Source organism: Paraburkholderia dipogonis (assembly GCF_046027395.1).
Lineage (GTDB): Bacteria > Pseudomonadota > Gammaproteobacteria > Burkholderiales > Burkholderiaceae > Paraburkholderia > Paraburkholderia dipogonis_A.
Window position 1 is genome coordinate 30,119 of record NZ_JAQQEG010000033.1, and the last position, 25,093, is coordinate 55,211.

Below are 25,093 nucleotides of genomic sequence, written 5' to 3' on the forward strand. Positions count from 1 at the left end.
AGCCGGACCGGATAGCGGCTTAATCGCATCCGGAAAACAGCGGCCGTTTTTCGATTATGATGACCTGCCCCCTTCGATACCCGGCGCGATAAAGCCAATCACCCGTCCCAATATCGAGACGGCGGCGGCAGGACCGGACTAGGCGCAAGGCAAAGGGACCATTAGTCGAAAAATGTGCAGCCGAAGATGAAATTGGAAGCCGGATCGTCGGTGCTTACGCCGTCATCCCGGTCATCTGCCGGCTAGCCGGCCACCAGTTACGAAGGATGTCGCGTTGCGGGGTTTTATGAGAATTGCTGTCCTGGATGACGATTCGGCTCAGGCCGACCTTGTTTGCCAAACGCTGTCGGCGGCGGGCCATATCTGTCACGCATACGGTGCGGGCCGCGAACTGGTGCGGCAGTTGCGGCGCCAGACATTCGATCTGCTGGTGCTCGACTGGAATGTGCCCGACATGTCGGGCGAAGAGGTGCTGCGCTGGGTGCGCGAAAGCCTCTCGGAGCGCCTGCCGGTGCTGTTCATGACGAGCCGCGGCCGCGAAACCGACATCACGTCGATTCTCAACACGGGCGCGGACGACTATGTCGTCAAACCGGTGTCCGCCGCGGTCTTGCTGGCGCGCGTCGGCTCACTCTTGCGTCGCGCATACCACCTCAAGCCGCCCGCGGCGAAGGAAGTCTTCGGCGAATTCGAATTCGATCTGGGCGCCAAGCACGTGGTGGTGCGCGGCACAGCGGTGGCCGTCACGCAGAAGGAATTCGAACTCGCGCTCCTGCTGTTCCAGCATCTGAGCCGACCGCTGTCGCGCGCGCATATTCTCGACGTGATCTGGAAGCAGGCGACCGACATTCCGTCGCGCACCATGGACACCCACGTCTCGATGTTGCGCAGCAAGCTCGGTCTACGCCCGGAGCACGGCTATCGTCTGACGCCGATTTACGGTTATGGCTACCGGCTCGAGCGGATCGATTCGTCCGCGCCGCCGGCAGCGGCCGGCGAACGCCCCGAAGCGGGGGAGGCGTGACGTTTTCCGTCGATGGGGCAACGCGCGGCAGCGCGGTTTCGCCGGGCCGCCGCAGCGGCGCATGGCTGGCGGCAGCCGGCCTGCTTGCGATGACCTGTTTCGCGCCGGTGTCGGCGTCCGCGCAATCGTCGCGCGCGCCGAAGCCGCGCGCGAAAGCCGCCACACCGGTATACGTTTCGTATCTGACCCACGAAGGCGACACGCTGTACGACATCGCCGGCCGGTATATGCGCGACCCGAATGATTGGGCCGTGCTGAGCCGCCTGAATCATGTGCCGGCTCCCCGCCGCATGCCGGCCGGCATCGCCTTGCTTCTGCCCGCCGACAAGCTCAAACAGGAACAGGAATCGGCGCGCGTGATCGCGACCAGCGGACCGGCCGAGCACGCGTTCGGCAAGAACCCCTACGTGCCGCTCGCGGAAGGTACGACGCTCGGCGAAGGCGACCGCGTCCGCACCGGGGACAACGGCTTTGTGACACTGGAGCTGCCGGACGGCTCGCATGTCACGGTGGGGCAGAACGGCCTGCTGGATATCGGCACGCTGCGGCGTACCACGCTGACCGGCGCCGGCGATCGCATACTCCAACTGCGCAACGGCGAAGTCGAAAGCCAGGTTACGCACGCGACAAAAAAGGACGACCGCTTCCAGATCCGCTCGCCGTCGGTCGTGGCGGGTGTGCGCGGGACGCGCTTCAAGGTCGCCTACGACGGCGACGCACGAACCACCGCGGTCGAAGTGCTGGATGGCGCAGTCGGCGTCGACCCGGCCGCGCTCGGCGGCCGTGCTTTGGCGCCGCCCGGCGTGCCGCTGCGGGCCTCGGCGCAGCTCGTGAAGGCGCGCTTCGGCAGTGTGACGCGGGCGGGCGGAGCGATCGGCCGACCGGTCGAGTTGCTGCCCGCGCCGGCGCTCACGCAGCCGGCCAGAGTGCAGGATGGCAAGACCGTCGCGTTCGATTTCGTCCCGGCCGATCATGCCGTGGCCTACCGCGTACAAATCGCGCGCGATGCCGACCAGCTCGATCTGATCCGCGATCAGCGCGTGAGCGAGCCGCATGCGGATTTCGGCGACCTGGCCGACGGCACCTATTTCCTACGCATCGCCGCGATCGACGGCAATGGGCTCGAAGGTTTGCCGCAGGTGTACGCGTTCGAACGCCGCCAGCTCGGGCTGGCCGCGTCGGCGACGCAGCGGGCCGGCAGCCGCGACTATGAATTCCGCTGGTTCGTCAGCCGCGCCACGGTCGAGACACGCTTTCGTTTCGTGCTGGCGAGCACGGCCGATCTGCGTCATCCGCTCGTGGATCGCACCGATCTGCCGGGCGGCCAACTGGTCGTGAGCGATCTGCCGGCCGGCGTCTACTACTGGACGATCGTCGCCGAGCAGTTCGAGAACGGCCGCTTCTATGAGAAGAGCAGCGCGGTGCGCTCGTTTACGCTTGCACGCTGACGCTGGTAGATTCACGGGGCTGAGCCGTGCATCAGCCCGCTTCCTGGCTTCGAACCAAGCAACCCTTTGCCGACCACACCTACGCGCCTGAGCCTCGATCCGCGCGCCCGTCTCGGACGGCGCGCCGGCCGCCGCTTCCTGATCGAATGGGTGGGCATCGGCTGTCTCGGCATCGTGGTGATTCTGCTCAGTTCGCTCGGCCGCCTGAGCGCGAGTGTCGATCAACTGGTCTACGACCGTTTTCTGAGCCTGCATGCGCAGCCTTTGCTGCGCGATATCGTGGTGGTCGAAATCGACAACGCGAGCATCGCCCAACTCGGCCGCTGGCCGTGGCCGCGCAGTGTCCACGCCAGGCTGCTCGAACGGATCGCGAGCGCGAAGCCCGCCGCGGTGATCTACGACGTGCTGTTCACCGAGGCCAATCCGCAAGACGCCGAACTCGCCCGCGCCATCGCGCTGAGTCCGACCTATCTGCCGGTGTTGCTTACCGCAGCCGATGACGGCGGCCGCCGCGTCGTGGTCGAACCGGTGGCACCGCTCGCGCACGCGGCGGCGGGGCTCGGCCATATCAATCTCGAAGTCGACAGTGACGGCATCGTACGCAGCGTCGCGCGGTACGAGGGCGACGCCGATTCACGCTGGCCGCAGTTGATGGTGCCGGTCGCCCAGGCGGTGGAGCATGGCTCGCTCCATCTGAACGGCTGGCAACCCAGCCACGCTCTGACTGAAGCCGAAGCCGAAGCCGAAGCCGAAGCCGACGACGGCGGCGAAGGCCGTTTCCTGATCCCATTCGGCCCCAGCGCGCAGAACTACACGAAACTGAGTTTCGCGCGCGTCCTCGCCGGCGACGTGACGCCGGACCAGTTGCGCGGACGCATCGTGCTGATCGGCGTGACCGCGTCGGGCCTGTACGATCGCTTCGCGACGCCGGTGTCCGGCAGACTCGGCCCGCTGCCCGGCGTGTATATCCACGCGAACGTGCTCGATACGCTGCTCACCGGCCGCGAGATCGAGCCGGTCTATCCGTGGATTCTGTTCGCGGTGTCGCTCGCGCCGCTTGCCGCGCTGCTGGCCGGATTTCTTGTGTTGTCGCCGCGCCGTTCGCTGCTGCTGACCGGCGCACTGTGTCTGCTCGCGGCGGCCGGCAGCGCCGCCTTGCTGTACGGCGCGCGGCTCTGGATGTCGCCGGTGCCGGCGATCGTCGGCCTCGTGGCCGTCTATCCGATCTGGAACTGGCGGCGCCTCGAAATGACGATGGCGTATCTGCGCGAAGAACTGCAACGTCTCGCCGACGAACCCCATCTGTTGCCGGAAACGCCGCAGCGCCGCCGCGAGTTCGGCGGCGACGTGCTGGAGCAGCACATGGCGCTGATGGCGCAGGCCGCGCAGCGCGTGCAGGACATGAAGCGTTTCGTGTGGGACAGCCTCGACAGCATGCCCGAGCCGATCCTCGTGAGCGACGTGCGCGGCGTCGTGCTGATCGCGAACCATGCCGCCAAGGCGCATTTCGCGCGGCTCGGCGCGCCGCTCCCCGAAGGCCGTTCGATGCAGGCCGTGCTGGGCGGCCTGACGCTCGTGAAGACGATCGACGGCGACGCGACGTCGGATGCCGAAAACAATCTGCTCGCCCGCACGCACTGGCCGGCGCCGCTCGATCCGGCGCGCCACGAATTCGGCGCGCTGATGGCGCACGGCGTCGAGGTGCGCGACGCCCACGAGCGCGACCACTTGCTGCGCTACGCGAACTGCACCAACGAGCAGGGCGAGACCACTGGCTGGATCGCGGGCCTTGTCGACGTGTCGGCCTTGCATGCGGCCGAGCGTCAGCGGGAAGACGCGTTGCGATTGCTGTCGCACGACATGCGCTCGCCGCAGGCGTCGATTCTCGCGCTGGTGGAGATCGAGCGCGCCCGCAGTGAGCCGGGGCTCGCGCGCGGCTTGCTGGAGCGTATCGAACGCTACGCGCAGCGCGCGCTCACGCTGGCCGACGACTTCGTGCAACTGGCGCGCGCTGAATCGCAAACCTACGTGCTCGAACCGGTGAGCTTGACTGAGTTGCTGATCGACGCGAGCGACGAAGTCTGGCCGCAGGCGCACGCCAAACGCATCGCGCTGCACACGGAGACCGTCGCTGCCGATGCAGCCGACGACGCCCACTGGATCTGCGCCGACCGTTCGCTGATGACGCGTGCGCTCGTCAACATTCTGAACAACGCGGTCAAGTACAGTCCGCCGGATACGCGGATCGTGTGCAGCCTCGCGAGCCTGACGCCGAAGGGCGTGCCGGGCGCGGCCAGGCGCGTGTCGTGCACGATTCGCGACCAGGGCTATGGCATCTCCAAGGAGCAGCAGGCGGGGCTGTTCGAGCGCTTCCGGCGGTTTCACGAAACCGAGCGGCCCGAAGTGGGCGGCGCGGGACTCGGCATGGCCTTCGTCAAGACGGTCGTCACGCGCCACGGCGGAGATGTCGAGGTGGCCAGCGAGCCCGGCCAGGGCACGGCGTTGACGATCTGCCTGCCGGTGCTCGAAGACGCGCAATCCGGCGCCTCCCTCACGCCGCGGACATGACGCATGAACACGCACCTTATCGAAGCGAGAAGATGGTGAAAGCAATCCTGATCTGTGCCGCGCTGGCCGCGGCAAGTCTCACCGGTTGCGCGGGCCTGAGCGCCGACGTGCATACCGCCGACGCCGCGAACGCGGCCGCCGCGCTGCAAGGCGAACGGACCTACACGATCGCGCGCATGCCGTCGCAAGAGGCCAGCGCGGACCATCCGCAGTTCGAAACCTTGTTGATGGACGAGTTGACGAAACAGGGCTTCGTCGAAACGACGGGGCAGCCCGCGCGTTATTTGCTCTCAGTGGCGTACGACACGCGCCCGGCGACAATCGGCGTCGGTGAAAAAGGCTGCACGTCGGGCGACTGTGCCCGACCGCCCGAAACACCGTTCTCGCTGTTCGGCGGCCCTGGGTACCAGCATGCGCTGACGCTGCGGTTTTTCGAGCGCGCGAGCGGACAGGAGGTCTACAAAGTCAGCGCGGTGAGCAGCGACCGCGACGCGGATCCGCTGCATGCCATGCCGACGCTCGTCAAAAGCGCGCTGGCCAGGTTTCCCTTCGATGCACCGCCGGATTGGCGCGTGAAACTGCGCGCCGACGAGTCGAGCGGCGTGCCGGAAGTGATGTCGGTGAAGCCGCTTCAGCAGTAACGCGCGTCGGGATCAATCCGGCGCGTTGCTGTCTTCCGGCCAACGGTTTTCGAACACACAGTCGGCGAGCGGCAGGCGGCTCGCCCAGCGTTCGGTTTCCAGCATCGGCTCGCTATAAAACCGGTCAACGTGGCCCAGGCACAGAATCGCCACGGGGCGCGCGCCCTCGGGCATGTGCAGCAGTCGGCGAACCACGTCGACGTCGAACAGCGACACCCAGCCCATGCCGAGACCTTCGGCGCGCGCGGCCAGCCACATGTTCTGGATCGCGCACGCCACCGACGCGAGGTCCATCTCCGGCAAGGTGCGGCGGCCGAAGATGTGGCGCTCGCGTCCGTCCATCAGCGCCATCACCAGCAGCTCGCCGCAGTCCAGCATGCCTTCCACTTTCAGCTTCATGAACTCTTCGCGGCGTTTGCCGAGCGCGTCGGCGGTGGCGAGGCGTTCGTTCTCCACCGTGTCATGCAAGGCCGTCCGCAGGGCGGGATCGGTAATGCGCGCGATTCGCCACGGCTGCATGAAGCCGACGCTCGGCGCGTGATGCGCCGCGTCGAGCAGGCGCTGCAGCACGGCGGGGTCGACCGGACCGCGCACGAAATGGCGCATGTCGCGGCGTTCGTAAATCGCGCGGTAGACGGCGTCGCGCTCGGAATCGTTAAAAGGCTTCGCCATGGAACAGGGCGGCCGTGAAGGCCGGGTTGGAGGGCCAATAAGCGTGCATGTAAGTCGCCACGATCGACCCGGCGCGATAGACGGCCTCGCCGGGCGCGTCGCCCTGCGGACGGGTAGCTGAACGCAGCGGCGTGAGCGACGTGTTCAGCTTCGAGTAGTGAAACGTGTGGCCGGTCATCGGCCCGTGCAGGCTGTCGATCTGCTGCATGCCGAGCGCGGTGAAGCGCGTTTGCATGGTCGCGTGGCCGGGCAGCAGGCCGAGCATCGGCGTGCTCACGCCGTGCGTGTCGGTGAGCTGGTCGAGCAGATAGAGCATGCCGCCGCATTCGGCGACGAGCGGTTTGCCGGCAGCCGCGTGCGCGCGAATGCTTGCCGCGCTGCGCGTGTTGCTGGCCAGCGCGGTGGTGTGCAGTTCAGGATAGCCGCCCGGAAGATACAGAGCGTCGGCGTGTTCGGGCAGTGCTTCGTCGGCGAGCGGCGAGAAGAAGGTGACTTGCGCGCCGAGTGCTTCCAGCAGCGCGACGTTGGCCGGATAGACGAACGAGAACGCCGCATCGCGTGCAATCGCAATTGTCTTGCCGTCCAGCAGGCGCGGCAGGACGTCCGATAAAGGCGCGCCGAACTCGACCGGCGGCGGCAATTCGGCGAGCGCGGTATGGCCTAAAGTGTCAGCGGCGTGATCCAGCCGTGCGTCGAGATCGTCGATTTCGTCCGCCTGATGCAAGCCGAGGTGACGATCGGGCAACCCGATTTCATCGCTGGCGGCAATGTGCCCGCACCAGCGCAAACCGGGCGGCAACGCTTCTTCCAGCATCTGCGCATGCCGCGCGGAGCCGACGCGATTGGCGAGCACGCCGTAAAACGGCACCTGCGGCCGGAATTGCGCGAGACCGAAGGCGACCGCGCCGAAAGTCTGCGCCATCGCCTTCGCTGAAATCACGGCGAGGACCGGCACGCCGAACGTGGTGGCGAGATCGGCGCTGCTCGGCGTGCCGTCGAACAAACCCATCACGCCTTCGATCAGGATCAGATCGGCTTCGGCGGCCGCTTGCGCGAGCAGCGTGCGGCAGGCGGCTTCGCCCACCATCCATAGATCGAGCGAGAGCACGGGCGCGCCGCTCGCGCGCGCCAGAATCATCGGATCGAGAAAGTCCGGTCCGGTCTTGAAGACGCGCACGCGTCGCCCCAGCCGCCGATGGTAGCGCGCGAGACCCGCGGTGATCGTGGTCTTGCCTTGGCCCGAAGCGGGCGCGCTGATGAACAGGGCGGGGCACGCGGCCATCGCTCAGAACTCCACGCCGCGCTGCGCTTTCACGCCTTGCTCGCGATACGGATGCTTGACGATGCGCATTTCGGTGACGAGGTCGGCGGCTTCGATCAATGCGTCCGGCGCGTGACGGCCGGTCACCACCACGTGCAGCATCGGCGCGCGCGCGTTGATCACCGACAGGACTTCGTCAATCGGCAGGTATTCGTACTTGAGCACGGTGTTCAACTCATCGAGGATCACCATCTGGTAGTCGCCGCTTTCGATCATGCGGCGCGCTTCGTTCCAGCCTTTGCGCGCGGTCGCGATGTCGGCGTCGCGGTTCTGCGTGTTCCAGGTGTAGCCGTCGCCCATCGTGACGAAATCGCAGTTGGCGATCGCGCCGAGAAAGTCGCGTTCCGACGTGTGCAGCGCGCCCTTGATGAACTGCACGACGCCAAGGCGCATGCCGTGGCCCAGCACGCGCACGGCCATGCCGAACGCTGCGGTGGTTTTGCCTTTGCCGGTGCCGGTGTTGACGATCAGCAGACCTTTTTCGACGGTGGCGTTGGCCTGTTTCTTCTCGTGGCCTTCGCGGCGGCGCTCGGTCATGCGTTGATGCGATTCGGGGTCGGTCTTTACCATTTCTGCAGATGTCCGTCTGATATGGGTTTCGGGCCTACAGGCCTTTAAAATCGAGACTCTTGGTTAAAATTGAATGAGTCATGTTGTACTATTATCAATCATATACGACTATTTTGGTGCTTATTTTATTCGGCGGTGCTTAAATCGGTGCTAATATTTTGCCCATAAGCACTGGGAGACCAAGCAATGGGAACTATCACACCGCGCACGACAAAGAGCGGCGTAGTGTACACCGCGCAGATCCGCCTAAAACGGAGCGGAAAGGTTGTGCACAGCGAGTCAAAAACGTTTGAGAGAAAGGCGATCGCTCAGAAGTGGATGACCTCGCGCGAGGCAGAACTTCAGAGGCCGGGCGCATTAAACGCAGGGCCAGATCCTCTGTTGTCGGCTGTGGTCACCAAGTACCTTGCCGAGTCCGCTGGGCCGATGGGGAAGACAAAGCGCCGGGTGCTTGAGATGGTGTCTGCGTCGAAGATCGGCAAGCTGAAGTGCAGCGACGTGACGAGCATTGCGCTGGTTGAATGGGCGAACACACTAGAGTGTGGTCCAGCCACTCGCTTGACCTATATGTCTCATCTATCGCCGGTGTTCAAGGTCGCCCCAGCGGCATGGGGATACCCGTTGGACAAACAGCAGATCGAAGATGCGAGGCTCGTCCTAAAGAAGCTGGGGATAACTGCAAAATCCAAGGAGCGGACACGCCGTCCCACTTTGACAGAGCTGGACGAGATACTCAAATACTTCAGGGCCACAGAAGAGCGCCAACCTGGTGGCGTGCCTATGGTCGCGTTGATTGTCTTCTCGATATTTAGCGGACGCCGGCAGGGCGAAACGTGTCGGATTCTCTGGAGCGACTTGGAGCGCGGCCGCGTGCTTGTGCGGCAAATGAAAGACCCGGAGAAAAAAGCGACCAACAATGTCTACTGCGATCTCACGCCGGAGGCGATGCGCATCATTGAGGCGCAGCCGCGTATGGATGAACGCATTTTTCCGTACAACGCACCGTCGGTTTCGACGATATTCTCACGCGCGTGTAAGGTGATTGGCATCGAGGATCTGACGTTCCATGACCTTCGCCATGAAGCGGCTTCCCGCCTGTTTGAGATGGGTTGGACGATTCCGCACGTCGCGGCCGTCACGGGGCACGTTACTTGGGAAAGCCTTCAGCGATACAGCCACGTCCGGCAGACCGGAGATAAGTACGCCGGTTGGAAGTGGCTTGACTTTGTCACGCAGGCTGCCCAGCCCCCGAAAGATTCGCGTGCTCGCGTACTGCAATTACACGGCGCGAATCCAGATAGGACGCCAAGTCCTCGATATGGACGAACATAGCGGCCTTCTGTGATCGGTCGGCCGTGACGACCGGGAAGCCCAGATCGTTGGCTCGCGCGCGTCGATTGAATATGTCCGCGGAAAGGTGGGGAAAGAAATTGGCGCGCACCACCTCTGCGGGCAGCAGTGGGGCGTTGAACTGTGATTCAAGGCGTTTGAGAGTGGACACCATTCTTACCCCGATTTTGCGATGTTGCTGGTGCTGGTGGCGTTGTTGAATGCATTTTCTGCGCGCCATGCGGCGGCCTGGCGGCGATCAATCTCACACTGGCAGTCATCAAGCCATGCCGTGCCCTCATCCGTGCCAAGCCAGAGCCATAGGTGCTCAATGACGTCATAGTCCGTGAGGGAAAGGTCCGGTGCCCGCTTGAGCCCACCATACGAAAACGGGTCGGTGTTGAGGTGGTCCGCCGACGCGAGCATGATTTCGATCGCTCGATAGCCCCCGTTGACTCCGATGGAGCGGGTGTTGTGAATCGCCCAAGCTGCGACGAAGCGCCGATAGTCGCCGGCGCCTGCGCGCATGCGATCACCGAGATGGATCACTGAGGCGCCGATATTGCATCCGAGGTAGCAGGCCCACGATGCAGCGACAGAGCACTCGCGCTCGCCAATTTCTGGCAACTGGACGTGGCGCAAGATTCGATCGAGATTCATCGTGTGTTCGGGCTCGTCGACCTCGAGGAATTCGACCTCGCGCTGCTGCAGCTCGAGCCACTTCTCACAAAAAACCTGCTCGCCTATGTGGCCATTGCGTGGGCCGGCGATAGGGCGGTGAAGCAGCCATTGCGGGTCGAGTGGTAGTTGTGAGCTGATCATGCCGGCTCCCAAACGAACCAATCGAAGCCGAGCCAGCGATCGTAGCCAACTGGCTGTCCGCGACGGTTCAGCAGTAGCTTGCGCCGGCGTACGTGTTCGACGCCGCCTATCAACTTCCGGTCGCCTTCGCGGGGCTTGTCGAGCCGCCGCATTGTCATGCGTGGGTTCATGTCCTGTTTCCTTCGACTACCCGTTTCACTACCATTTGAGACGGAATAGTTGCGCCTATTAATACGCGTATATGGCTATGGCAAGTCAAAAAAACGCGTGCTGCTAAATATTCGGCACCCACTCGACAAGCGATTGATCCGATGCAACGTAAAGCGGGTGGCGAGGCGCTCCCGACTTAGTGACGCCAAGACACAGCAGGGATGCCCCAACGTCTCTGAGCAGGCTCACAACCGCTCGTACGCGATCCTCGCGAGCATTGGCTCCCCACGCGCATACGATTCGACCGGGGCAAATGCCGAGCGTGTAAAGATGGTCGTCGTTCTCGGGACCTACTGGATCGTCACACGCCCAGAGAGCGCTTGGGTCTGTGGACCGAAAGGCGTAGAGGTTCCCAACGATGACCCCATCGCAGCCCCAAAGCTTTGCAAAGGCGCGGCATCGCCGAATCGTGGGGTCATCTAACGTGGAATCGGCCGTGCTCGGGTTAAGCATTACAAATGCCGCACGATCAGCGCCGGCCGTGAGCGCGTCGCCGCTTCGTTCGAGCGAATACCGGTACCGGCCGCACTCGCTAATAATCGCGCTTCCTCCGGCGAACTCAGTTTCAGGTGAGAGCATGGCGCGCTCCATTGTCCGAATGAATGTGCTCCGCGACTGCAAGGTCATCAGCATAGTTGATGGCCTGTAGCACGAACTCCGCGTCAACCACGCCAGTTTCGTCCATCACCGCGATCGCCGCGGCGAGGAACTTCCAGAGTAGGTCTTTTGCCCCTTTGGCGTCGATGCATTGCATGACATCTCGAAGCCCGACGACTCGAGCAAGGTGGATAAGCACGTCTCCCTCTGGAATCTCGGGTGGCGTCTTCGCGGGGGCTGGCGCTAGCAGCGAGCGCAACCCATTCGCCGTGCGCACTTCTTCGTCGTAAATCTGCTGCGTCTCGCGCTCTGCGCCCCAATCACCGCGCGGCGCGTGACATTCACGCAGACAGTCAGCGTTGCGCTGGATCATGCGCGCCGCGCGGGCTATCAGCGCATGGGTGGCTCGCGCGCTCATGATTGGCCTTGTGCTGCGGGCGCCTCAGGCAACGGCGAGTGTTTCGGCTTTGCCGCCTGCTTCGCGCGGATCTTCGACACAGTCTCGGGAACGTTGATGCGCGCGAGTTCGGTTTCGCCGGCCGCATGCATATCGATGCCGCTGGCCAAACACAATGCAGCCAAGGTCACCATAACGCCGCCGATTTCCTGATGGAGCTCGCCATCCGGCCGACCGAATGTGTAATCGACCAACTGATGCGCCTCGCTGCGCGTCATTCCGTTGGCCTGCACAGCCTCGGTTGCTTCCTCGAAGAACCGGTGATTACGCTCAATCTTGTCGGCTGCGATCACCGGGCCGAAGCATTCCAGCATCCACGGTTGCACGCGGGCTTGGAACGACTGGACTTTGCGGAGCGCTTCGTTCTCGGCGTTGAGTTCGATCACGCGTTGATTCAAGCGCGCCATCTGCTCGTCGAGCGGTTGGGTCGCGCTCTCAAGCCGGGACTCGGCTAGCCGCGCGCGCTCGATCGCGCGTTCCGCATCGCCGCCGGCGGACACCGTCAAGGCGTCCATGTTATTCAGCAGCACCAGCAGATCATCGACCAGTTGCACCTCGGTCGAGTCTTCGGCTGCGCGGCGCCCGGTATGGTCATCCTCCTTCTCGTAGTACGCGACGATGGACGCGCGAATCTGTGCCAGCTTCTCGACTGCCTCCAATGCAGCTGTTAGACGCGGATGCATTACCACGACGTCTTGCGTCAGGTCGAGGATCTGGTTCTTCTCATAGCGAACAGTAGAGAACCCGCCAACCACGCGGTGAAGCGCGCCACTGCCGCGACGATCGATAATCGCTTTCAGGCGCCCATACACGTGGCGCAGATGTTCCGAGTCGTCGACATCGATGAACGTTGGGGCGTCATCATCGCTCTCGTCAGCGGGGTAGTAGTCGCGCTCGACGTTGTCGAGCAGCCCGAGCAGGTCGTACGCGACTTCCATATCTTCGGCGCTGGCGAGCGCCATTTTCATTGTCATTGTGGGCATGTCATTGATCCTGACCGGAGACTAGTGCTCTGGTTGCGAATAAAAAGAGAGCGCCATACCGGCCGCTCTAACGGGGTTATGGTTGTCTCAAGCCAGCACGGCTATGGCGATGCACGTCCAGACGGCTTTGCACAGGATGTGAAGGGTTTGATCCACGTTGAAGCTGATGCCGCCGCGGCACTTTGTGTCGTCGATGAGCGCGTGGCAGACGAGTTCGAGCATGCCGAGCCACCAGATGCCAGTGATCAGCCACACAGCTCCGCCTTGGATCAGAACGTGTGCTCCGAGGGCCTGATACCACGGCACGCCGGGAATCGGCACGAAGCGGTTCTTCGCCCGCGACAGGAAGTCGCCCTGAAGCGGGTAATCGGCGATGACATGGCCGATCAGCAGGGCTGCAAAGACCTGGAGCGCGGAGCTGATCGCATATTGCTCAGCCGGGTGACAGATCCAGAACGCGAAAAGCGTGATCGCCGCGACCGGCGCAGAGAAACATAGGTATAGGGCGCGCATCAGATCTTCACCTTTTGAGATTCGAGAATGGAGTACTGCCACGCGTCAACGAGCTCTGGTGCTCGACCGTTCTCCGCCCTGAATCCGTCGCGCCATTCTCGGAAGCGCTGGCTCTCCTCGCTATCTGCGCGAATGTCGAGTATCGTTTTCGGGGCTTCCTCGCGTGATGTGACTGCATCAAGCAACGCACGCAAGTCGCGTTTATCTACAGACGTCCGGTATTCACGCGGCGGGACGTACGAAGACTCGTGCACCGGGTAGAGGGCATCCTGCAGGTGCTTTATGGCTTCATTCATTAGGCTGGACCTCGACTTTGCACGCGCTGGATTGCTGCGCGGCCGCGGCGAGTCGTTCAAATAGCTCTTGAACCTCATCGATCGTAGCCACTTGAAAATCGTACTGAGAGGTGCTCGCAGACCAGCCTTCGTTACCGATGCGCGGGTATTGGCCTTTGGCGTACGGTCTCGGCAGTTCGGCGTTCCAGACAAAAACCACTTCGCCTTTTTTCGTCACGTCCTTCCACCCATCGCCGTTGAATCGCCCGATTCCCTTGAGGATCGGGGCCGGCCTTTCTGCGGGGGGCTGTTTCTCACCAAAGAAGAGCGGGAACACATCTGGATCGCCATGGAACTGTTTCTCAACTTCCGAGTACCGCGGCGTCGCGCCCTCGGGAGCTTCGTTTTGGAAATAGGACGCCAATCGCAGCAGGGAAACTGGTTTGGATTTTTCGACCTCGGCGGCTTTGATAAGGGCGTTGATAGCGTCCAACGACCTCTGACCACTGATCAGCATCTCCGGCGCACCAAGGCTCTTCAGCGTGCTGATTACCTTCTCGGCGAAGGTTTCATGCGCTGTAGAGGCCTGTTTCTGCTCCCGTAGAGTCTCACCTGTACGCTTCAGCATCGCATCCGCTATAGCGCTCGAATCGGGTATGGCTGTTTCGTTCATGGGGCTTTTCCGCCTCGTGACATTCAGGTTAGAGAATCGCGACGCGCTGGTTCACATCCGCGCGCCTGTTCGCGGCGCTTACCGAACGGTGGCGGCTGGCAATTTCGTTCGGCACTCGGCCGAATTGCGCCATGACCTGCACGACCACCGCGGCGTAGCCTTTTGCTTTCAACTGCTCTCGAATCTCTTCGGTGAAAAGCTCTTTCGGCATTGCAGTACTCTCGATATGTGTGTGAGCTTCATAGTATGCATATACGGCTATTCACGCAAATGCTTTACCGCATGAAGGAGAGTGCGCGAGCCCTCGCTAGAGCTTCAGCAAACACTGGCCGCGATTCCGCGCCGATGTCAGAAAGCTTGGTGAATGTCGGATTGAACGAACTGTACTGAGGGGGATGATCGCCGTACCGCGCAAGGAGGGTAGGTGGGAGACCGCCCTGGCTTTGCAGGTACAAGTCGTATTCGCCGAAGAAGCCGAGTGCTAACGCATCGCGGTCATCGTGCAGATGTCGCGCTTGAGAATGGAAGGCCGTGGCGGGGATCAGGTGCAGCTGCTGTAGGCCCGGCGGTATCAAACCGACTCCGCCAACGATGCGACAACCTGGAAAGGCCATGTGAAATTTGCCGTCGGCTTCGAGGGCGTCGTACTCGGCTTTCACTGCGGCGTTGACGCGCGCAATCAGATCCGTGGCGCCTTCTGTTTCGCAGATGGCAACGACTTGACCAATGATGCCGTGCAGACGATCGTCGAAAGACTCGGTGTCGACGATCGACGGATTTTTGGTATCCATGCTTGTCTTGGATGAGTGATGGTCGATCGCCGCTTACGCTGCGGCCGCACGCGGAACGTAGAGTGCCCGGACCGGGTACGGCTGCGCCGGCTTGAAGGTGGGCTTTTGATTGCGACGGCCGGCAATGGAGTTAGCGTACTTCCAAGCGTCAAACGGCGTTGGCTCGGCACCTGCCGGGACAAGCGACGGAAGGAAAGCGGACTGCGGTGTGAGCCGCTTCTCGAACTTCATGCGGAAATCGTCATCTTCGACGCGACGCGCATCAGCCAGTGCTCGGGCCGCGTTCCGCTCGAGTTCATCCAGTTTGCGTTTCGCTTCGAGGCGCTTTTCGGCGATTTCCGCGACCATGGCGCGCGAGCGAGACAAATCTGATCGGTGGAACATCCATATTATGAGTTGCATGGCTATCTCCTTGAGATCACGACACTGGTTTAATGACACGCCTAATAATAGCCATGTACGCATATTTAAGCAAGATGTTTTTACAAAGGAGTCATCCGGGCGGCAATGTTGTAGGATTGCCTTCGCTCAAAACCGCTCCGGGAGTGTGAAAGTGCAGTTCACCCACAAGAACACGAAATACACTGTAGAGGCACTTCCCCAGAAAAATGGGACGTTTCGATGGAGATTTGACACGTATCCCGTGAATCGTATTGGGACTGTGGATTTTCCGACGGAGGCTGCTGCCATCGTAGCCGGCAAGCAGGAAGCGCAAGCGTACATCGATAGCCAGCTGAAATGATGAAAACGGTTTTTCAGCATCGCGGCTATTCAATCGACTGCACCCCACGCGAACCAGACGATGGCACGTTCGGCGCGCAGGTCGTATTGACAAAGATCGGCTACCACCCGGAAAAGAAATTCGACGCGTTGCCGGTGTTCTCGACGGCTAACGAGGCCATCGCACATGCCAAGAAGTTCGCAGAGAGTTGGCTTGACGGGAAGGCGTAACTCAACCAGACCACGCAGGGATATGGATGTTGCGATTGAAAGGGGCAATGCTGTTCGGCGCCGGACTGCTCGGTGGTGTGGTCGTCGGCTGGTTTGTGAGATTTCCGCCGTCAGATAGCGCATCTGCGGCGTCATGGGTTCAAGCGATCGGTGCTGCGGTCGGCATCGGAGTCGCGATCTACATCCCGTTCAGGCAGCGACGAGAGGACCAATGCCTTCGCCAGTTGGAATACTGGTCGAGGCGTGCAGAAATTGAATACAGAATCGGTATCGTGACCGATGATGTGATGGCGTATGTCGACCGCCTGATTGATGAGGCTGGACCGGTCAATACCGGCATTAAACTTGCCGCTTACTACCCGACTCTTCATCAACAGCATCTAGATCGCATCGCGGCATTGGAAGTGCACGACATTGGCATATCGGGACATGATCGGGTCAAGGCAATGCGGGAAGTGCTGACGGATCTCCGTACAATCTATCCCCTCCACATGCCTATACAGATTGACCCGAACAATTCAGACCTCCAACGCCGTTTGGAGGTTGAGATCACTCCACGTGCTCGAGCGTGCGCTGAAGCGACACAGAATAATATCCAGCAGGCTCGCGCAAAGCTTGACGTGCTCGAGCAGCAGTAGGGCGATCGATCATCGACCGTCGGCTCGTTGTGCTGCTGTGACCGTGCTACGATTCTTGATTGCAAATGGAGGTCCACATGACCCCTCAACCAATAGAAGCGCACCGCGGCTTCAATATTCTTTTGGGCATTAACGAAACGCCGACAGAATGGATTTGTGATGTCGCGTTCGAGCGTGCGGACGGCGACGTGAGCAAACCCTTACCCGCCGGCTACTCCAAGACCGTGCTTAAGGTTGACGCTGGCGCTATGAACTTTGGCGGCGCTGTCATCGATGGCGCAAAGTCATTGATCGATGATTGGTATGAACGCGGAAACGGCTAGGGGGCGCCTAGGAAAAGCGCTCCCTCTCTTCACGCCGTAGGTAGGCGAGGGAGCGCTTGGTGAAGCGGCGAGGTGGCGCGGCTATCAGTAGTTCGTGACTACAGTATTCCACGACTGGGTAGCTTGCTCGATCGAATCGACCGGGCTCGTCGTCAGTTCGCATTTGTCGCACTCAAATTGATGGCTCTCGGAGCGTGGGTCGAGGTAGGTCGTGACGAGTCGTGGCGGCCTCTTGCACGACGGACACTCGCGAACGCGGGTCGAATCGTGGTCAGACGTAACCTTCGGCGCGACGTAGGTGTCGAGCTTGAACGCTACAAAGCCCTTCGACAAGTCCACATACGCGGCATGATCCACAAGCGTCTCGCCTTCTTCGAGCGTGATGCGTGTTTCCGCGAAGTGTTTGAGTACCTGTTCGAGCGAGAATTCGACCCAGCGCTCCTGTTTGTTGTTTCCCATTCCAGCATCTCCTTATGACACGTGGCATCGGCCGGCAACGACTTTGACCGGCTCTGAGTGGAGCGCATTGTAACCCTGTCGAAAGAGTATGCGGCAGCACCGCGAATCCTCTACGCCACTGAGAATGGTAAGCAGATTTTTCAGCGCATACCGCTAAAGTTTTGTTCCCGGATGCCGATATGCAGCCCATAGACAAGATCAAAGCTCAAAAGCTTCTCGAAGCGGCCGACGCTACTGCGGACGCCATTCTCACTGCGCAGTACGGGTACTGCGACATCCTCGACAAGAAGGTCGGCGCGGAGTACGACCGCATCGTGTTCGGCATTCTGGCGAACGAGGTGCCCGATATGACGATGGCCGATTTCCTTACCTTGGTCTCGTAGACGGATCAGATTCGTGCCGCATTCGCCCTCCGACTATCTCCCGTGGAATTTTGATTCGCGCTGCCTGGACTGTGCGAGGCGAGAAAGTCTAATTACTCTGACTATCTTGCCGCAGTGGTTTGCGCTCGCCTTTAAGTTTCCGTGTCTTTTGACGTTAACACCGCAATGCGGTGGTCTCGCGACGCGCTAATATTGCGCTCCTGGGGCGTTAGATCGACAAATAGCAACATCGGGGGAAACATGAAAAAGCAACTGTTAGCACTGGCCTTACTGAGCGTTGCCGGCTTTGCACACGCGACCGACTGGCAAAACTACGGCGAAAGCTCGACCATGACAATTTTTGTTGCGGCAGATCGCCTTACACGCACCGGAGATTATGTCGAGACATGGCAGAAATTCGCTTATGCCAAACTCCAGCACGAAAAGAAAAAACCATATAGCTATAGCATCAGCCAGATCACAGTTCACTGTAACGCCAGCGTCAATTCCATGCGCTTCCGGTCTGTGACCTACTATGCGCCTGATGGCGGTACGGTTGATTCGGTTTCGGGGGATGGCCCTTGGTCTGACGTTGTGCCAGATTCCGTGGCGGATTTTGTGACCAAGCGCGTCTGTCAGCAGTAAAAAGAGGGGCGACTGCATCCACCACTGAAAACACACCCTGCATCCGAGGACGGCACCGCGCTATCTCCCAATCAGTCATTGCCGGCTCCGTTTCTGGCTGCGCGGCGGTCAGCGCGCCGTCGAAGGTGTCGTGAAGTGTCGAGCGGGGTGAAGGCAACGCATCCGGCGACAACTTTCCGCGCGCGGCGTGATCGAAGAGTTGATCCGGCGCCTGGCGGCCCAAAATCGCAAAATGCAGGGGATCTAACCTCCTGCCGCGCGATTTTACATCGGCAGCAGGCGATCGAATCCCTCGCGCAATCAAACACGAAAAGCGACAACGATACTTATTGACAAGCGTCTGCCTGGTGCTAAATTGAAGTTGTGCGCAAGCAGAAGGCCGCCGTCTCCGCAGGCAGAATCAATGGTTGTAGAGTGCGCCGAAGGCGTACATCACGGCCATCATTGCGTAGAGCCAAGACATCACGAGGTAGAAGTTAGGCATCACGAGTACTCCTAAGTGGTTGCAGTCGAGCGGTGCACCTGAAAGTTGTGAGAGACCCAAGGTGTGCCGCTTTTTTTTGAGGGCACACTGTTTGCTGCACTCAGGAGTAATCCTAAACCCTCTTAATCTTTTTTTCACGACTTACGTTGCGAAAATCGCGCCGTATTCGCCTCCCGACATTCATCACTTGCTATTTGGATTCCCGCTGCCTAGCCTGTCTAGCGCCTCTGGATAAGGCTTAGACGCTACTCGACACAGCGCTTTACAGTTGTGTGCGAAACGACACCTAAATGCTAACGGCAGTATTCGTGCGCGACCTTGTTCGTGTTGCGGCGAGCGCAGGACGCCGATTTATGAATCTCGTCGAGCTGCAGCACGATCATCCCTCGCTGACGTGTCTCAAAGAAACCCGATCCGCACTTTGGATTGCTTCCAGGCTAGGTTGGCGATGTAGTGCGCTGTTAATCAATCACAGACGGTTTGCGACCACTTATGATCCGGCCCTATATGGATGACCTATGCTTATTGCATACGTCGGTTGTGTCCCAGAGGGAGGGCGAAATGGAACGGTGCCTTGCTTGCGAGACGTTAATCGGAAGAGCCTCAACAGTTCCCCCGCACGAAAAGCTCCTGTGCTCTGGGTCGGGTGTTTTTGGTACGCCAAAATCGCCGATAACACGCTACGTCGTTTACCGATGCGCCTCTTGCGGTTGCTGGATGAAGCAAAACACATCCCATGGATTACCGGCCGGCCTTTGGTGGGAATGCGAGTCGAGTGCTCCTGTCCCGCAAGTTCCTGAGCGCAAGCCTCCCGACCTTGCTTGGAGGAAGGCGGTACTTGCCTCAGTGCTGGGGCGGCCCCGATAGCCCCGCAGAGCGAGCGTTTGCTGCCGTTCATACCTTATCTCCATTCTCTGCGGATGCCGCGATAGCTGCGGGGCTCCATTCCATCAGCGGCTGGTCAGCGCGGACGTATAGCGGGTGGCGCGGTGATCCGTGTTTCGTTGTGCCGAGGCACCAAAGGCGCGCGCCGGCGTCACGCATGATGCTGGCGACGCGCGCCGCTCGGTCAGGCTTGGCGTTCGATCCCCACGCGCACACAACGTCGCCGAACTCGCGGGCAAAGTTCCACAGATAATCGTCGTTGTCCGGGCCGACCGGATCAGGATGCGTCCACAACGCCGCCGGGTTCGTCGAGCGCAACGCGTACACGTTCGCGACTGCGAGGCCATTGCAGTCCCACAGCTTCGCGAAGCCGCGGCAACGGCGAATAGTCGGGTCATCGAGTTGCGCGTCGGCCGTGCTCGGATTGAGCATGACGAACAGCGCCGTCGACTTCATCGGTGCCATCGATTCGGCACCGCGTTTGAGCAGGTAACGGTACGTGCCACAAGGGCTAATGACGGCGGTCATGCTAGGATTTGCCTCAAATTCATGAAGGGGGTGCGATGTCTCTCAACGACCGCTTGATGCCGTTTATCGCCGCCGCGTTTGATACAGATGCGGAGGTTCGCCCTGGGAATGAAAGACATTTTCTTGTTACCCGTGCAATTCCTACCCGGACACGTCCAAATCGGTTCGCACGAGAGATCATCGTCTCCGTCGAACGAGACGTCGAACGAGAGATTCTCGCGGCAACCGATGAGCAAATCGAACAGATCATTGGCCCGAGGATTCAGCGTGCAATTCCGCCAAAGCTGCAAGGCTACCTTCCAGAAGAACAAAACCACGAACCGTTTTTGGTGATCATCGGAATGGAATCGATTGGTCGCTGAGACCGTCAATTTTCCTTCCTGAAGTCGATAACCTATTTGCGTCGTGCGGCCATCGAGCAGCGCGCGCACCATTGCGCCGCTGAAAAGGATAGGGCGTTCCTTCATGCTAGGATTCCTCTAAACCACGACGGAGATCGACATGGCGGACTTGAACAAGCAGAGTGTTGTGTGTAATCACTTGATTACTGCCACGCTTAACGCCGCGCGAAGGGAGGCGATGATTTTTATTAGGCAGCCCTCCGGAAACGGGAAGACTTCGACAGTCGACATAGCGCCGTTTCTCGCTGGCGGCCTTTCGGAAGGCGAGGCGCTCGAACGAGTAATTGAAATTATCGGAATCGGTCTCATGGACCGCGAGGTCTTGAACGGGTAGATTCCCCATCATTCCCCCTTCGGCTGAGTTGTGCCTCCGCCTGCTAGCTTCGCGGCGGTCAGAAGGGCGCGGACGAACTTGCGCTGCTCGTCGGTATTGATCGGCCTTTGGGTAAACGTCTCGCTGTCATCGGGGACGTACCAGTAGATGCCCAGCTTGCGTTCGACTGCCCGCACCAAATCATCGAGTTGCGAATCCGTCAGCGCCAGCGTTTGCTCCACTCGTTGCGCGGCTGGCACTGCGGGGTGGTGGCACTTACCCTCGTCGCGGCACTGTCCCGGTAGATCGCAAAACTTGAACCGGCAATTCGAGAATGGCGCCTGCGTGCCGATGATCGGTGAAATCTGCTCCACAGGTTGCGGGGATGCAGCGATAGAGAAAATGCGCGTAAGGACTGCTCGCGCGTTGTACTTGCCGGATTCATCGTCCAGATATAGGCGGCACTGGTGCAGAATCGCCTGGCGGCGCTCATCGTCCAGCACCACGTCGGTCGCGGGCTGCGGGGCGACGAGCGCCGCGTCGTCCGCTATCTTGCGCCATTCGATGCGATGAATATCTAGCACCTTCGCGCACTGCCCCTCGCTAAGACGACCTTCGCTATGCAACTCGACCAAAAGGCGCTCTACGCGCTGGCGGGATGCTTGCGCCTCTACTGATTGCGTATTCTGTGCTGGCTGCGGGGCGGCAAGTGCATTGCGCATGTGATGCAGTAGGCGAAGCGCCTCACCGTTTCGGCCTTCACAAACAGCCGATTCGAGCGCTTTCACTTGCTCCAGAGTGACCGGCTCCGCCGATTGCGCTGGCGCGGCAGGGGATGCGGCGAGCGCGGCGTTCCACGCCTTTTGCGCAACATCGCACATCGAATTGACGAATCGAACGCCGTGCGACTCGCTGATAAGCCCTTCTTTAGTCGCCCACTCTTCGAACAATTGCGGCGCGGCAGGCTTGCTTGCAGATAGCAGGGCGCGGGCGAAGCGCGCCAGCGACGGAAACGAGCCAGTCACATTCGTGTAGTTGTCGTTCAGCATCTTGCTGCCGATGTTCACGCGCAAACCGACATCGCGCGCCGTCTGGATAACCAGCGTATTCATTTCCGGTTCTGTCATATTCGCCCTCACTTCGAGCCTGGTGGGTTGGGTCATGCTAGGATTCCTCGGAGACCATCTGGGAGAGAGCCGTGCCGCACTGGGAAAGCATCCGCAACGGACACGTCGTCAGCATCGACGCCGGTGAAGATGCGCGAGACAGATGGAGTTGGTCCTATACCATCGACGGCGACGGCTACACAGAGATGCGCGACCGTCCCTTGAAGTCTGCCGATGCTGCCCGGCTCGAAGCAGAGCTTGACGCGAACGTGAAGGCCGACCGGCTGCCCGCCGGCGACGCTGTTGAGTAATTTACTCATGCAACACTTCGCGGGAATTCGTCATGTGTGCGGCCGTCAAGATGGCGGCCGGCGATCTTCTTTCCGATGCGATACAACAGCGGCTCATCGTCAAAGTGAAGTCCGTCGTGGTCGCGCGGCGTCATCGCGTCGAAAATCCATTCGTCGCCGAACCAGTCTGCGATCCGCTCGGTGCGCGTCGGCGTCCCACCACAGTTTTCGCCCGGCGCCCATTCTCCCCATTGCTTGAACAGGAAGGGCGTCCCGGCCTCGGCGCACTGGTCGCGGAGATCGCAGGCCCATTCCGGATGCATAGGCCGTGCGTTGGGGCCGCTTTCGCCGCCGCAGATCACCCAATCGGGCATCAGGTGCGGTGGAATTTCTCCTAAGTCGCCCAGCATCGGCTCAACACTCCAGAAGCGCACATGCGCCGGCACGGAGAGAAGCTTCTCTGCGTCGCGCAACATCTCATCGCGGTTGACGATCGTTGCGCCGATCCAGACGTTTTCCGGTAACCGCGGCTTTTCCAGGCATCCCAGATTGAATTGATACTGCGCTGTCTCGCTGACCATCGACATGACGTTGCCGATTCGCTTCGTCAGCAGCAACCAGTTGAGATTCGGCGTTAGTTCGATGAGGTCGAACAAGTCGCGGCGCCAAGCGGGATCGACAGCGTTGTCGAAGACGTCGGCGAGCGATGCGCAAAAGACGCGTTGCCGGCGTCCGTGCTCCTCGAAGAAGGCAGCGTGGTTAGCGTTCCATTGGAGCGGCTTGCGCCAGTTAGCCGCCGACGTCCGCCGCCGCGGCGCGCCGGGCCCCCAATTGATCGCGGTACCGCTGCCGAAGCGTGCATTGCGCGCCTCGGCGTAACAATGATCGCAGCCGGGGCTCACCTTCTGGCAACCCTCCCACGGGTTGAACGTGTGGTCAGTCCACTCGATAGAACTGTTCTCGCTCATGCTACGATTCCTCGAAAATTCGGGGATAAAAAGTGGAAAGAATTTGGAAGTGGACGGAAATAGCTTTCGGCCTTGTAGCGGCACTGCTTATTGGTCTTGCTGCATCTGCGCTGGCAAGAGCCGCGTGGGGCTGGAACTCTGGAGACGTTGCGTCGTGGGTTCAAGCTATCGGTTCTATCGCCGCCATATTTGGCGCGGCGTGGATCGCGAGTGAACAACATCGCCGCGATGTCGCACGCCGCAATGCAGATGAAGAAAAAGCCCGATATTTGCTCGGCGCGGAACTCGCGTGGCTGGGCGGTGACATCTTGCGGATATTGAACAAATTCGTGAATACCAAGCCGGGCATAGTTGATCTCATCGCGATTCACGACGACGAAGTTTCGGATTTGCTTACGCGCCTGACCTGGTGCAGGCAACGCGTCGAGCACAAAGGGCAGCTGGCGATGATAGGAACCCTCCGTCATTCGGTCGTGGAAACCGTCCGTGTTGTTCAAACGAGAGGGCAGCAACATCCTGCGGCTTTGACGACCGACGATATTGAGATTCTTGAAGACCTCAGGGAGGCAGCGAAGGAGGTGTACAACTGCGCGATGGGTGTCAGCCACTCGCCTAGATATTCGGCCTAGCATCGCGCGTCTCCCGCTTTGTCGGCGCGCCGAAACTCGGTTACCAAAACCCAAGGGTTCGCGTCCCACCGATAGCCCCGCACTGCGTTTAGCTGATCCCAATGCAATCGATTCGCGCGCCGTCATCGTGACCTTGAGGGTCATCTGGACGTCGTCGGGGTTCTCGATGCGGAACTGGGTTTTCACGCGGCAGATTCCTTTGCGGTGGTTGCTATCGCGATTGCCTTCTGGATCGCGTCGTACACGCGCCCGGAGAGTTCGTCGCGCGGCACGTCGGTGAAACCGACGCGTTCATCATCGGGGCTGTAGAGATCGAGCCGCAGCGCGCCGAGCTCAGCCATCACGACAACGCGCCAGCCTTCCGGAAGGTCTCGGGTCGCCCCGATCAGCCGGTACTCAAGCAGCGTGGAATTGGCGTCGACCTGGCCATTGCATCGGTTGTGCACACCGAAGGCGCCACGCATAAGGCCTACCACGGCAGTGGCGATCTCGCGCTGTACGTCGTCTTTGCAATAGCTCGGGATTTGCGAGATTTGTGCTGGCGATGAACCGGCCGCCGCGTAGACGGCCTTGAAGAAGGCCTCTTCGGTGTCAAATCGCATCACGCACCTACAGCGATCGGCTTGCAATGAGAGAGCTTCACGCAGCCGCGCTTGCCCTTCAGCCAGACGACTGCCGTGTGCTCACCGAGCACTTCGGCTTCAGTTTCAGTTTGATAGCGAACTGGCTCACCCATGCCAACGACCTCCAAAAATTCGACTGCGTCGCCCACCTTCACGACCGCATTGAAGTCGTGGATCTCTTTATAGGGGTTAGGGCTCTTCATCACTCGACCCTCGCCTGCAGGTTTTGATATGTCAGCCACGATGTGCCTCACGGTTAAAGGCAAGAAAGAGAACCGCGGCGAAAGCCCAGAAGGCAAAAAGCGGGGCCATGTTTGCCATGCTTGTCTCCAAGTTTTGCCTGCCGCAGCAGGCTCGATTGCTGTTAAGCGTCGCCGCGCTGGACGAGCTCGCTATATCCCTTGAACCCGCGCCATAAGGCGTCGACTATCCGGTCGAGGTAAAGCGCCTCGTCGGGTAGCGGATGCTTCCTCATCATTGATTCTTGAAGACCTTGATCCGTGCGCGCCCAGAGCTCGAACTGCTCCAGAAGAGCAGGGGGAGCGGCTGGCTCAGACGGTGTCTTGATGACAAGCGAATCCATGTTGGTGCTCG

35 protein-coding genes are annotated in these 25,093 nt (G+C 60.6%); 12 read left to right on the forward strand and 23 right to left on the reverse strand.

The genetic code is table 11. From position 1 onward, the window contains the following. The first annotated feature begins 286 nt into the window (after positions 1–286). From PQR32_RS29365 to PQR32_RS29380, 4 genes are all read left to right on the forward strand, one after another. Complete coding sequence (locus tag PQR32_RS29365) at positions 287–1,024, forward strand: response regulator transcription factor (RefSeq protein WP_408235244.1); 738 nt, start codon at positions 287–289, stop codon at positions 1,022–1,024. Further along, a complete protein-coding gene (locus PQR32_RS29370) occupies positions 1,021–2,472 on the forward strand; it encodes a FecR family protein (protein WP_408235247.1) in 1,452 nt (483 codons plus the stop codon). The genes PQR32_RS29365 and PQR32_RS29370 overlap by 4 nt, the downstream gene beginning before the upstream one ends. A gap of 66 nt (positions 2,473–2,538) precedes the next feature. Further along, positions 2,539–5,040, forward strand: a complete 2,502-nt coding sequence (locus PQR32_RS29375) for a CHASE2 domain-containing protein (RefSeq protein ID WP_408235250.1) — start codon at positions 2,539–2,541, stop codon at positions 5,038–5,040. Then, positions 5,037–5,681 carry a DUF4136 domain-containing protein gene (locus tag PQR32_RS29380; RefSeq protein ID WP_408235253.1) on the forward strand — a complete coding sequence of 215 codons (645 nt, stop codon included), beginning with the start codon at positions 5,037–5,039 and terminating at the stop codon, positions 5,679–5,681. Before PQR32_RS29375 ends, PQR32_RS29380 begins: the two co-directional genes overlap by 4 nt. A gap of 12 nt (positions 5,682–5,693) precedes the next feature. Here the strand turns inward: PQR32_RS29380 and bluB are convergent, their stop codons facing one another. Genes bluB through cobO form a run of 3 tightly spaced genes read right to left on the reverse strand, consistent with a single transcriptional unit; the run spans position 5,694 to position 8,244 of the window. After that, positions 5,694–6,353 (reverse strand): 5,6-dimethylbenzimidazole synthase, encoded by a 660-nt coding sequence (gene bluB / locus PQR32_RS29385; RefSeq protein ID WP_408235256.1) that lies wholly within the window; start codon positions 6,351–6,353, stop codon positions 5,694–5,696. Then, the gene (locus tag PQR32_RS29390) at positions 6,337–7,635 is read right to left on the reverse strand and encodes a cobyrinic acid a,c-diamide synthase CobB (protein ID WP_408235259.1); all 1,299 of its coding nucleotides are present in this window, start codon (positions 7,633–7,635) and stop codon (positions 6,337–6,339) included. The genes bluB and PQR32_RS29390 overlap by 17 nt, the downstream gene beginning before the upstream one ends. A 3-nt stretch (positions 7,636–7,638) precedes the next feature. Next, entirely contained in the window at positions 7,639–8,244 is a 606-nt protein-coding gene (gene cobO / locus PQR32_RS29395) for a cob(I)yrinic acid a,c-diamide adenosyltransferase (protein WP_408235262.1), read from the reverse strand. Positions 8,245–8,430: 186 nt separating this feature from the next. Here cobO and PQR32_RS29400 point away from each other — a divergent pair, with 186 nt between their 5' ends. Beyond that, positions 8,431–9,576, forward strand: a complete 1,146-nt coding sequence (locus PQR32_RS29400) for a tyrosine-type recombinase/integrase (protein ID WP_408235265.1) — start codon at positions 8,431–8,433, stop codon at positions 9,574–9,576. Here PQR32_RS29400 and PQR32_RS29405 read toward each other — a convergent pair. The 12 genes from PQR32_RS29405 to PQR32_RS29460 all read right to left on the reverse strand — a co-directional run bounded on the left by PQR32_RS29405 (position 9,473) and on the right by PQR32_RS29460 (position 15,296). Then, positions 9,473–9,814: a pyocin activator PrtN family protein gene (locus PQR32_RS29405; protein WP_408235268.1), complete on the reverse strand. Its 342-nt coding sequence runs from the start codon at positions 9,812–9,814 to the stop codon at positions 9,473–9,475. The two genes, PQR32_RS29400 and PQR32_RS29405, sit on opposite strands and share 104 nt — an antisense overlap. Further along, positions 9,751–10,395, reverse strand: a complete 645-nt coding sequence (locus PQR32_RS29410) for a type 2 periplasmic-binding domain-containing protein (RefSeq protein ID WP_408235270.1) — start codon at positions 10,393–10,395, stop codon at positions 9,751–9,753. Before PQR32_RS29410 ends, PQR32_RS29405 begins: the two co-directional genes overlap by 64 nt. Beyond that, on the reverse strand, positions 10,392–10,565 hold the full coding sequence (locus tag PQR32_RS29415) for a hypothetical protein (RefSeq protein WP_408235273.1): 174 nt from the start codon (positions 10,563–10,565) through the stop codon (positions 10,392–10,394). The genes PQR32_RS29410 and PQR32_RS29415 overlap by 4 nt, the downstream gene beginning before the upstream one ends. A 103-nt stretch (positions 10,566–10,668) precedes the next feature. Next, positions 10,669–11,238 (reverse strand): DUF1643 domain-containing protein, encoded by a 570-nt coding sequence (locus PQR32_RS29420; RefSeq protein ID WP_408235276.1) that lies wholly within the window; start codon positions 11,236–11,238, stop codon positions 10,669–10,671. Then, on the reverse strand, positions 11,171–11,620 hold the full coding sequence (locus tag PQR32_RS29425; protein WP_408235279.1) for a hypothetical protein: 450 nt from the start codon (positions 11,618–11,620) through the stop codon (positions 11,171–11,173). Before PQR32_RS29425 ends, PQR32_RS29420 begins: the two co-directional genes overlap by 68 nt. Then, entirely contained in the window at positions 11,617–12,642 is a 1,026-nt protein-coding gene (locus PQR32_RS29430; protein WP_408235282.1) for a hypothetical protein, read from the reverse strand. The genes PQR32_RS29425 and PQR32_RS29430 overlap by 4 nt, the downstream gene beginning before the upstream one ends. Positions 12,643–12,729: 87 nt before the next feature. Continuing rightward, entirely contained in the window at positions 12,730–13,197 is a 468-nt protein-coding gene (locus PQR32_RS29435; RefSeq protein ID WP_408235285.1) for a DUF3307 domain-containing protein, read from the reverse strand. Further along, positions 13,155–13,451 carry a hypothetical protein gene (locus tag PQR32_RS29440; protein WP_408235288.1) on the reverse strand — a complete coding sequence of 99 codons (297 nt, stop codon included), beginning with the start codon at positions 13,449–13,451 and terminating at the stop codon, positions 13,155–13,157. The genes PQR32_RS29435 and PQR32_RS29440 overlap by 43 nt, the downstream gene beginning before the upstream one ends. Next, on the reverse strand, positions 13,444–14,103 hold the full coding sequence (locus PQR32_RS29445; protein WP_408235291.1) for a hypothetical protein: 660 nt from the start codon (positions 14,101–14,103) through the stop codon (positions 13,444–13,446). Before PQR32_RS29445 ends, PQR32_RS29440 begins: the two co-directional genes overlap by 8 nt. Before the next feature lie 28 nt (positions 14,104–14,131). Then, positions 14,132–14,314: a hypothetical protein gene (locus tag PQR32_RS29450; RefSeq protein ID WP_408235294.1), complete on the reverse strand. Its 183-nt coding sequence runs from the start codon at positions 14,312–14,314 to the stop codon at positions 14,132–14,134. A 64-nt stretch (positions 14,315–14,378) separates the two neighbouring features. Then, the gene (locus PQR32_RS29455) at positions 14,379–14,894 is read right to left on the reverse strand and encodes a hypothetical protein (RefSeq protein WP_408235297.1); all 516 of its coding nucleotides are present in this window, start codon (positions 14,892–14,894) and stop codon (positions 14,379–14,381) included. A 33-nt stretch (positions 14,895–14,927) separates the two neighbouring features. Continuing rightward, positions 14,928–15,296 (reverse strand): hypothetical protein, encoded by a 369-nt coding sequence (locus PQR32_RS29460; RefSeq protein ID WP_408235300.1) that lies wholly within the window; start codon positions 15,294–15,296, stop codon positions 14,928–14,930. Between the two features lie 336 nt (positions 15,297–15,632). Here PQR32_RS29460 and PQR32_RS29465 point away from each other — a divergent pair, with 336 nt between their 5' ends. The 3 genes from PQR32_RS29465 (at position 15,633) to PQR32_RS29475 (ending at position 16,806) form a co-directional block, all read left to right on the forward strand. Further along, complete coding sequence (locus PQR32_RS29465; protein WP_408235303.1) at positions 15,633–15,845, forward strand: hypothetical protein; 213 nt, start codon at positions 15,633–15,635, stop codon at positions 15,843–15,845. 47 nt (positions 15,846–15,892) lie between these two features. Then, entirely contained in the window at positions 15,893–16,483 is a 591-nt protein-coding gene (locus PQR32_RS29470; RefSeq protein ID WP_408235306.1) for a hypothetical protein, read from the forward strand. A 77-nt stretch (positions 16,484–16,560) separates the two neighbouring features. Beyond that, the gene (locus PQR32_RS29475; RefSeq protein ID WP_408235309.1) at positions 16,561–16,806 is read left to right on the forward strand and encodes a hypothetical protein; all 246 of its coding nucleotides are present in this window, start codon (positions 16,561–16,563) and stop codon (positions 16,804–16,806) included. An 84-nt stretch (positions 16,807–16,890) separates the two neighbouring features. On the opposite strand, the gene PQR32_RS29480 is transcribed toward PQR32_RS29475, so the two are convergent. Beyond that, positions 16,891–17,265, reverse strand: a complete 375-nt coding sequence (locus tag PQR32_RS29480) for a hypothetical protein (protein ID WP_408235311.1) — start codon at positions 17,263–17,265, stop codon at positions 16,891–16,893. A gap of 179 nt (positions 17,266–17,444) precedes the next feature. Between PQR32_RS29480 and PQR32_RS29485 the strand changes: the two genes are divergently transcribed. Next, the gene (locus PQR32_RS29485) at positions 17,445–17,648 is read left to right on the forward strand and encodes a hypothetical protein (protein ID WP_408235314.1); all 204 of its coding nucleotides are present in this window, start codon (positions 17,445–17,447) and stop codon (positions 17,646–17,648) included. A 240-nt stretch (positions 17,649–17,888) separates the two neighbouring features. After that, positions 17,889–18,272 carry a surface-adhesin E family protein gene (locus PQR32_RS29490; RefSeq protein ID WP_408235317.1) on the forward strand — a complete coding sequence of 128 codons (384 nt, stop codon included), beginning with the start codon at positions 17,889–17,891 and terminating at the stop codon, positions 18,270–18,272. Between the two features lie 1,378 nt (positions 18,273–19,650). On the opposite strand, the gene PQR32_RS29495 is transcribed toward PQR32_RS29490, so the two are convergent. Next, complete coding sequence (locus PQR32_RS29495) at positions 19,651–20,169, reverse strand: DUF1643 domain-containing protein (RefSeq protein ID WP_408235320.1); 519 nt, start codon at positions 20,167–20,169, stop codon at positions 19,651–19,653. Between the two features lie 35 nt (positions 20,170–20,204). Between PQR32_RS29495 and PQR32_RS29500 the strand changes: the two genes are divergently transcribed. Continuing rightward, entirely contained in the window at positions 20,205–20,531 is a 327-nt protein-coding gene (locus PQR32_RS29500; RefSeq protein WP_408235323.1) for a hypothetical protein, read from the forward strand. Between the two features lie 381 nt (positions 20,532–20,912). Here the strand turns inward: PQR32_RS29500 and PQR32_RS29505 are convergent, their stop codons facing one another. Further along, positions 20,913–22,046 (reverse strand): hypothetical protein, encoded by a 1,134-nt coding sequence (locus PQR32_RS29505; protein ID WP_408235326.1) that lies wholly within the window; start codon positions 22,044–22,046, stop codon positions 20,913–20,915. Between the two features lie 35 nt (positions 22,047–22,081). On the opposite strand from PQR32_RS29505, the gene PQR32_RS29510 reads away from it, so the two are divergent. Further along, a complete protein-coding gene (locus PQR32_RS29510) occupies positions 22,082–22,300 on the forward strand; it encodes a hypothetical protein (RefSeq protein ID WP_408235329.1) in 219 nt (72 codons plus the stop codon). A gap of 5 nt (positions 22,301–22,305) precedes the next feature. Here the strand turns inward: PQR32_RS29510 and PQR32_RS29515 are convergent, their stop codons facing one another. The 5 genes from PQR32_RS29515 to PQR32_RS29535 form a co-directional block, all read right to left on the reverse strand. Continuing rightward, positions 22,306–23,247: a phage Gp37/Gp68 family protein gene (locus tag PQR32_RS29515; protein ID WP_408235332.1), complete on the reverse strand. Its 942-nt coding sequence runs from the start codon at positions 23,245–23,247 to the stop codon at positions 22,306–22,308. Next, on the reverse strand, positions 23,244–24,062 hold the full coding sequence (locus PQR32_RS29520) for a hypothetical protein (RefSeq protein WP_408235335.1): 819 nt from the start codon (positions 24,060–24,062) through the stop codon (positions 23,244–23,246). Before PQR32_RS29520 ends, PQR32_RS29515 begins: the two co-directional genes overlap by 4 nt. Continuing rightward, the gene (locus PQR32_RS29525) at positions 24,059–24,505 is read right to left on the reverse strand and encodes a hypothetical protein (RefSeq protein WP_408235338.1); all 447 of its coding nucleotides are present in this window, start codon (positions 24,503–24,505) and stop codon (positions 24,059–24,061) included. Before PQR32_RS29525 ends, PQR32_RS29520 begins: the two co-directional genes overlap by 4 nt. Then, positions 24,478–24,702, reverse strand: a complete 225-nt coding sequence (locus tag PQR32_RS29530) for a hypothetical protein (RefSeq protein WP_408235341.1) — start codon at positions 24,700–24,702, stop codon at positions 24,478–24,480. The genes PQR32_RS29525 and PQR32_RS29530 overlap by 28 nt, the downstream gene beginning before the upstream one ends. A gap of 161 nt (positions 24,703–24,863) precedes the next feature. Then, positions 24,864–25,082 (reverse strand): hypothetical protein, encoded by a 219-nt coding sequence (locus PQR32_RS29535; protein WP_408235344.1) that lies wholly within the window; start codon positions 25,080–25,082, stop codon positions 24,864–24,866. Positions 25,083–25,093: the final 11 nt, after the last annotated feature.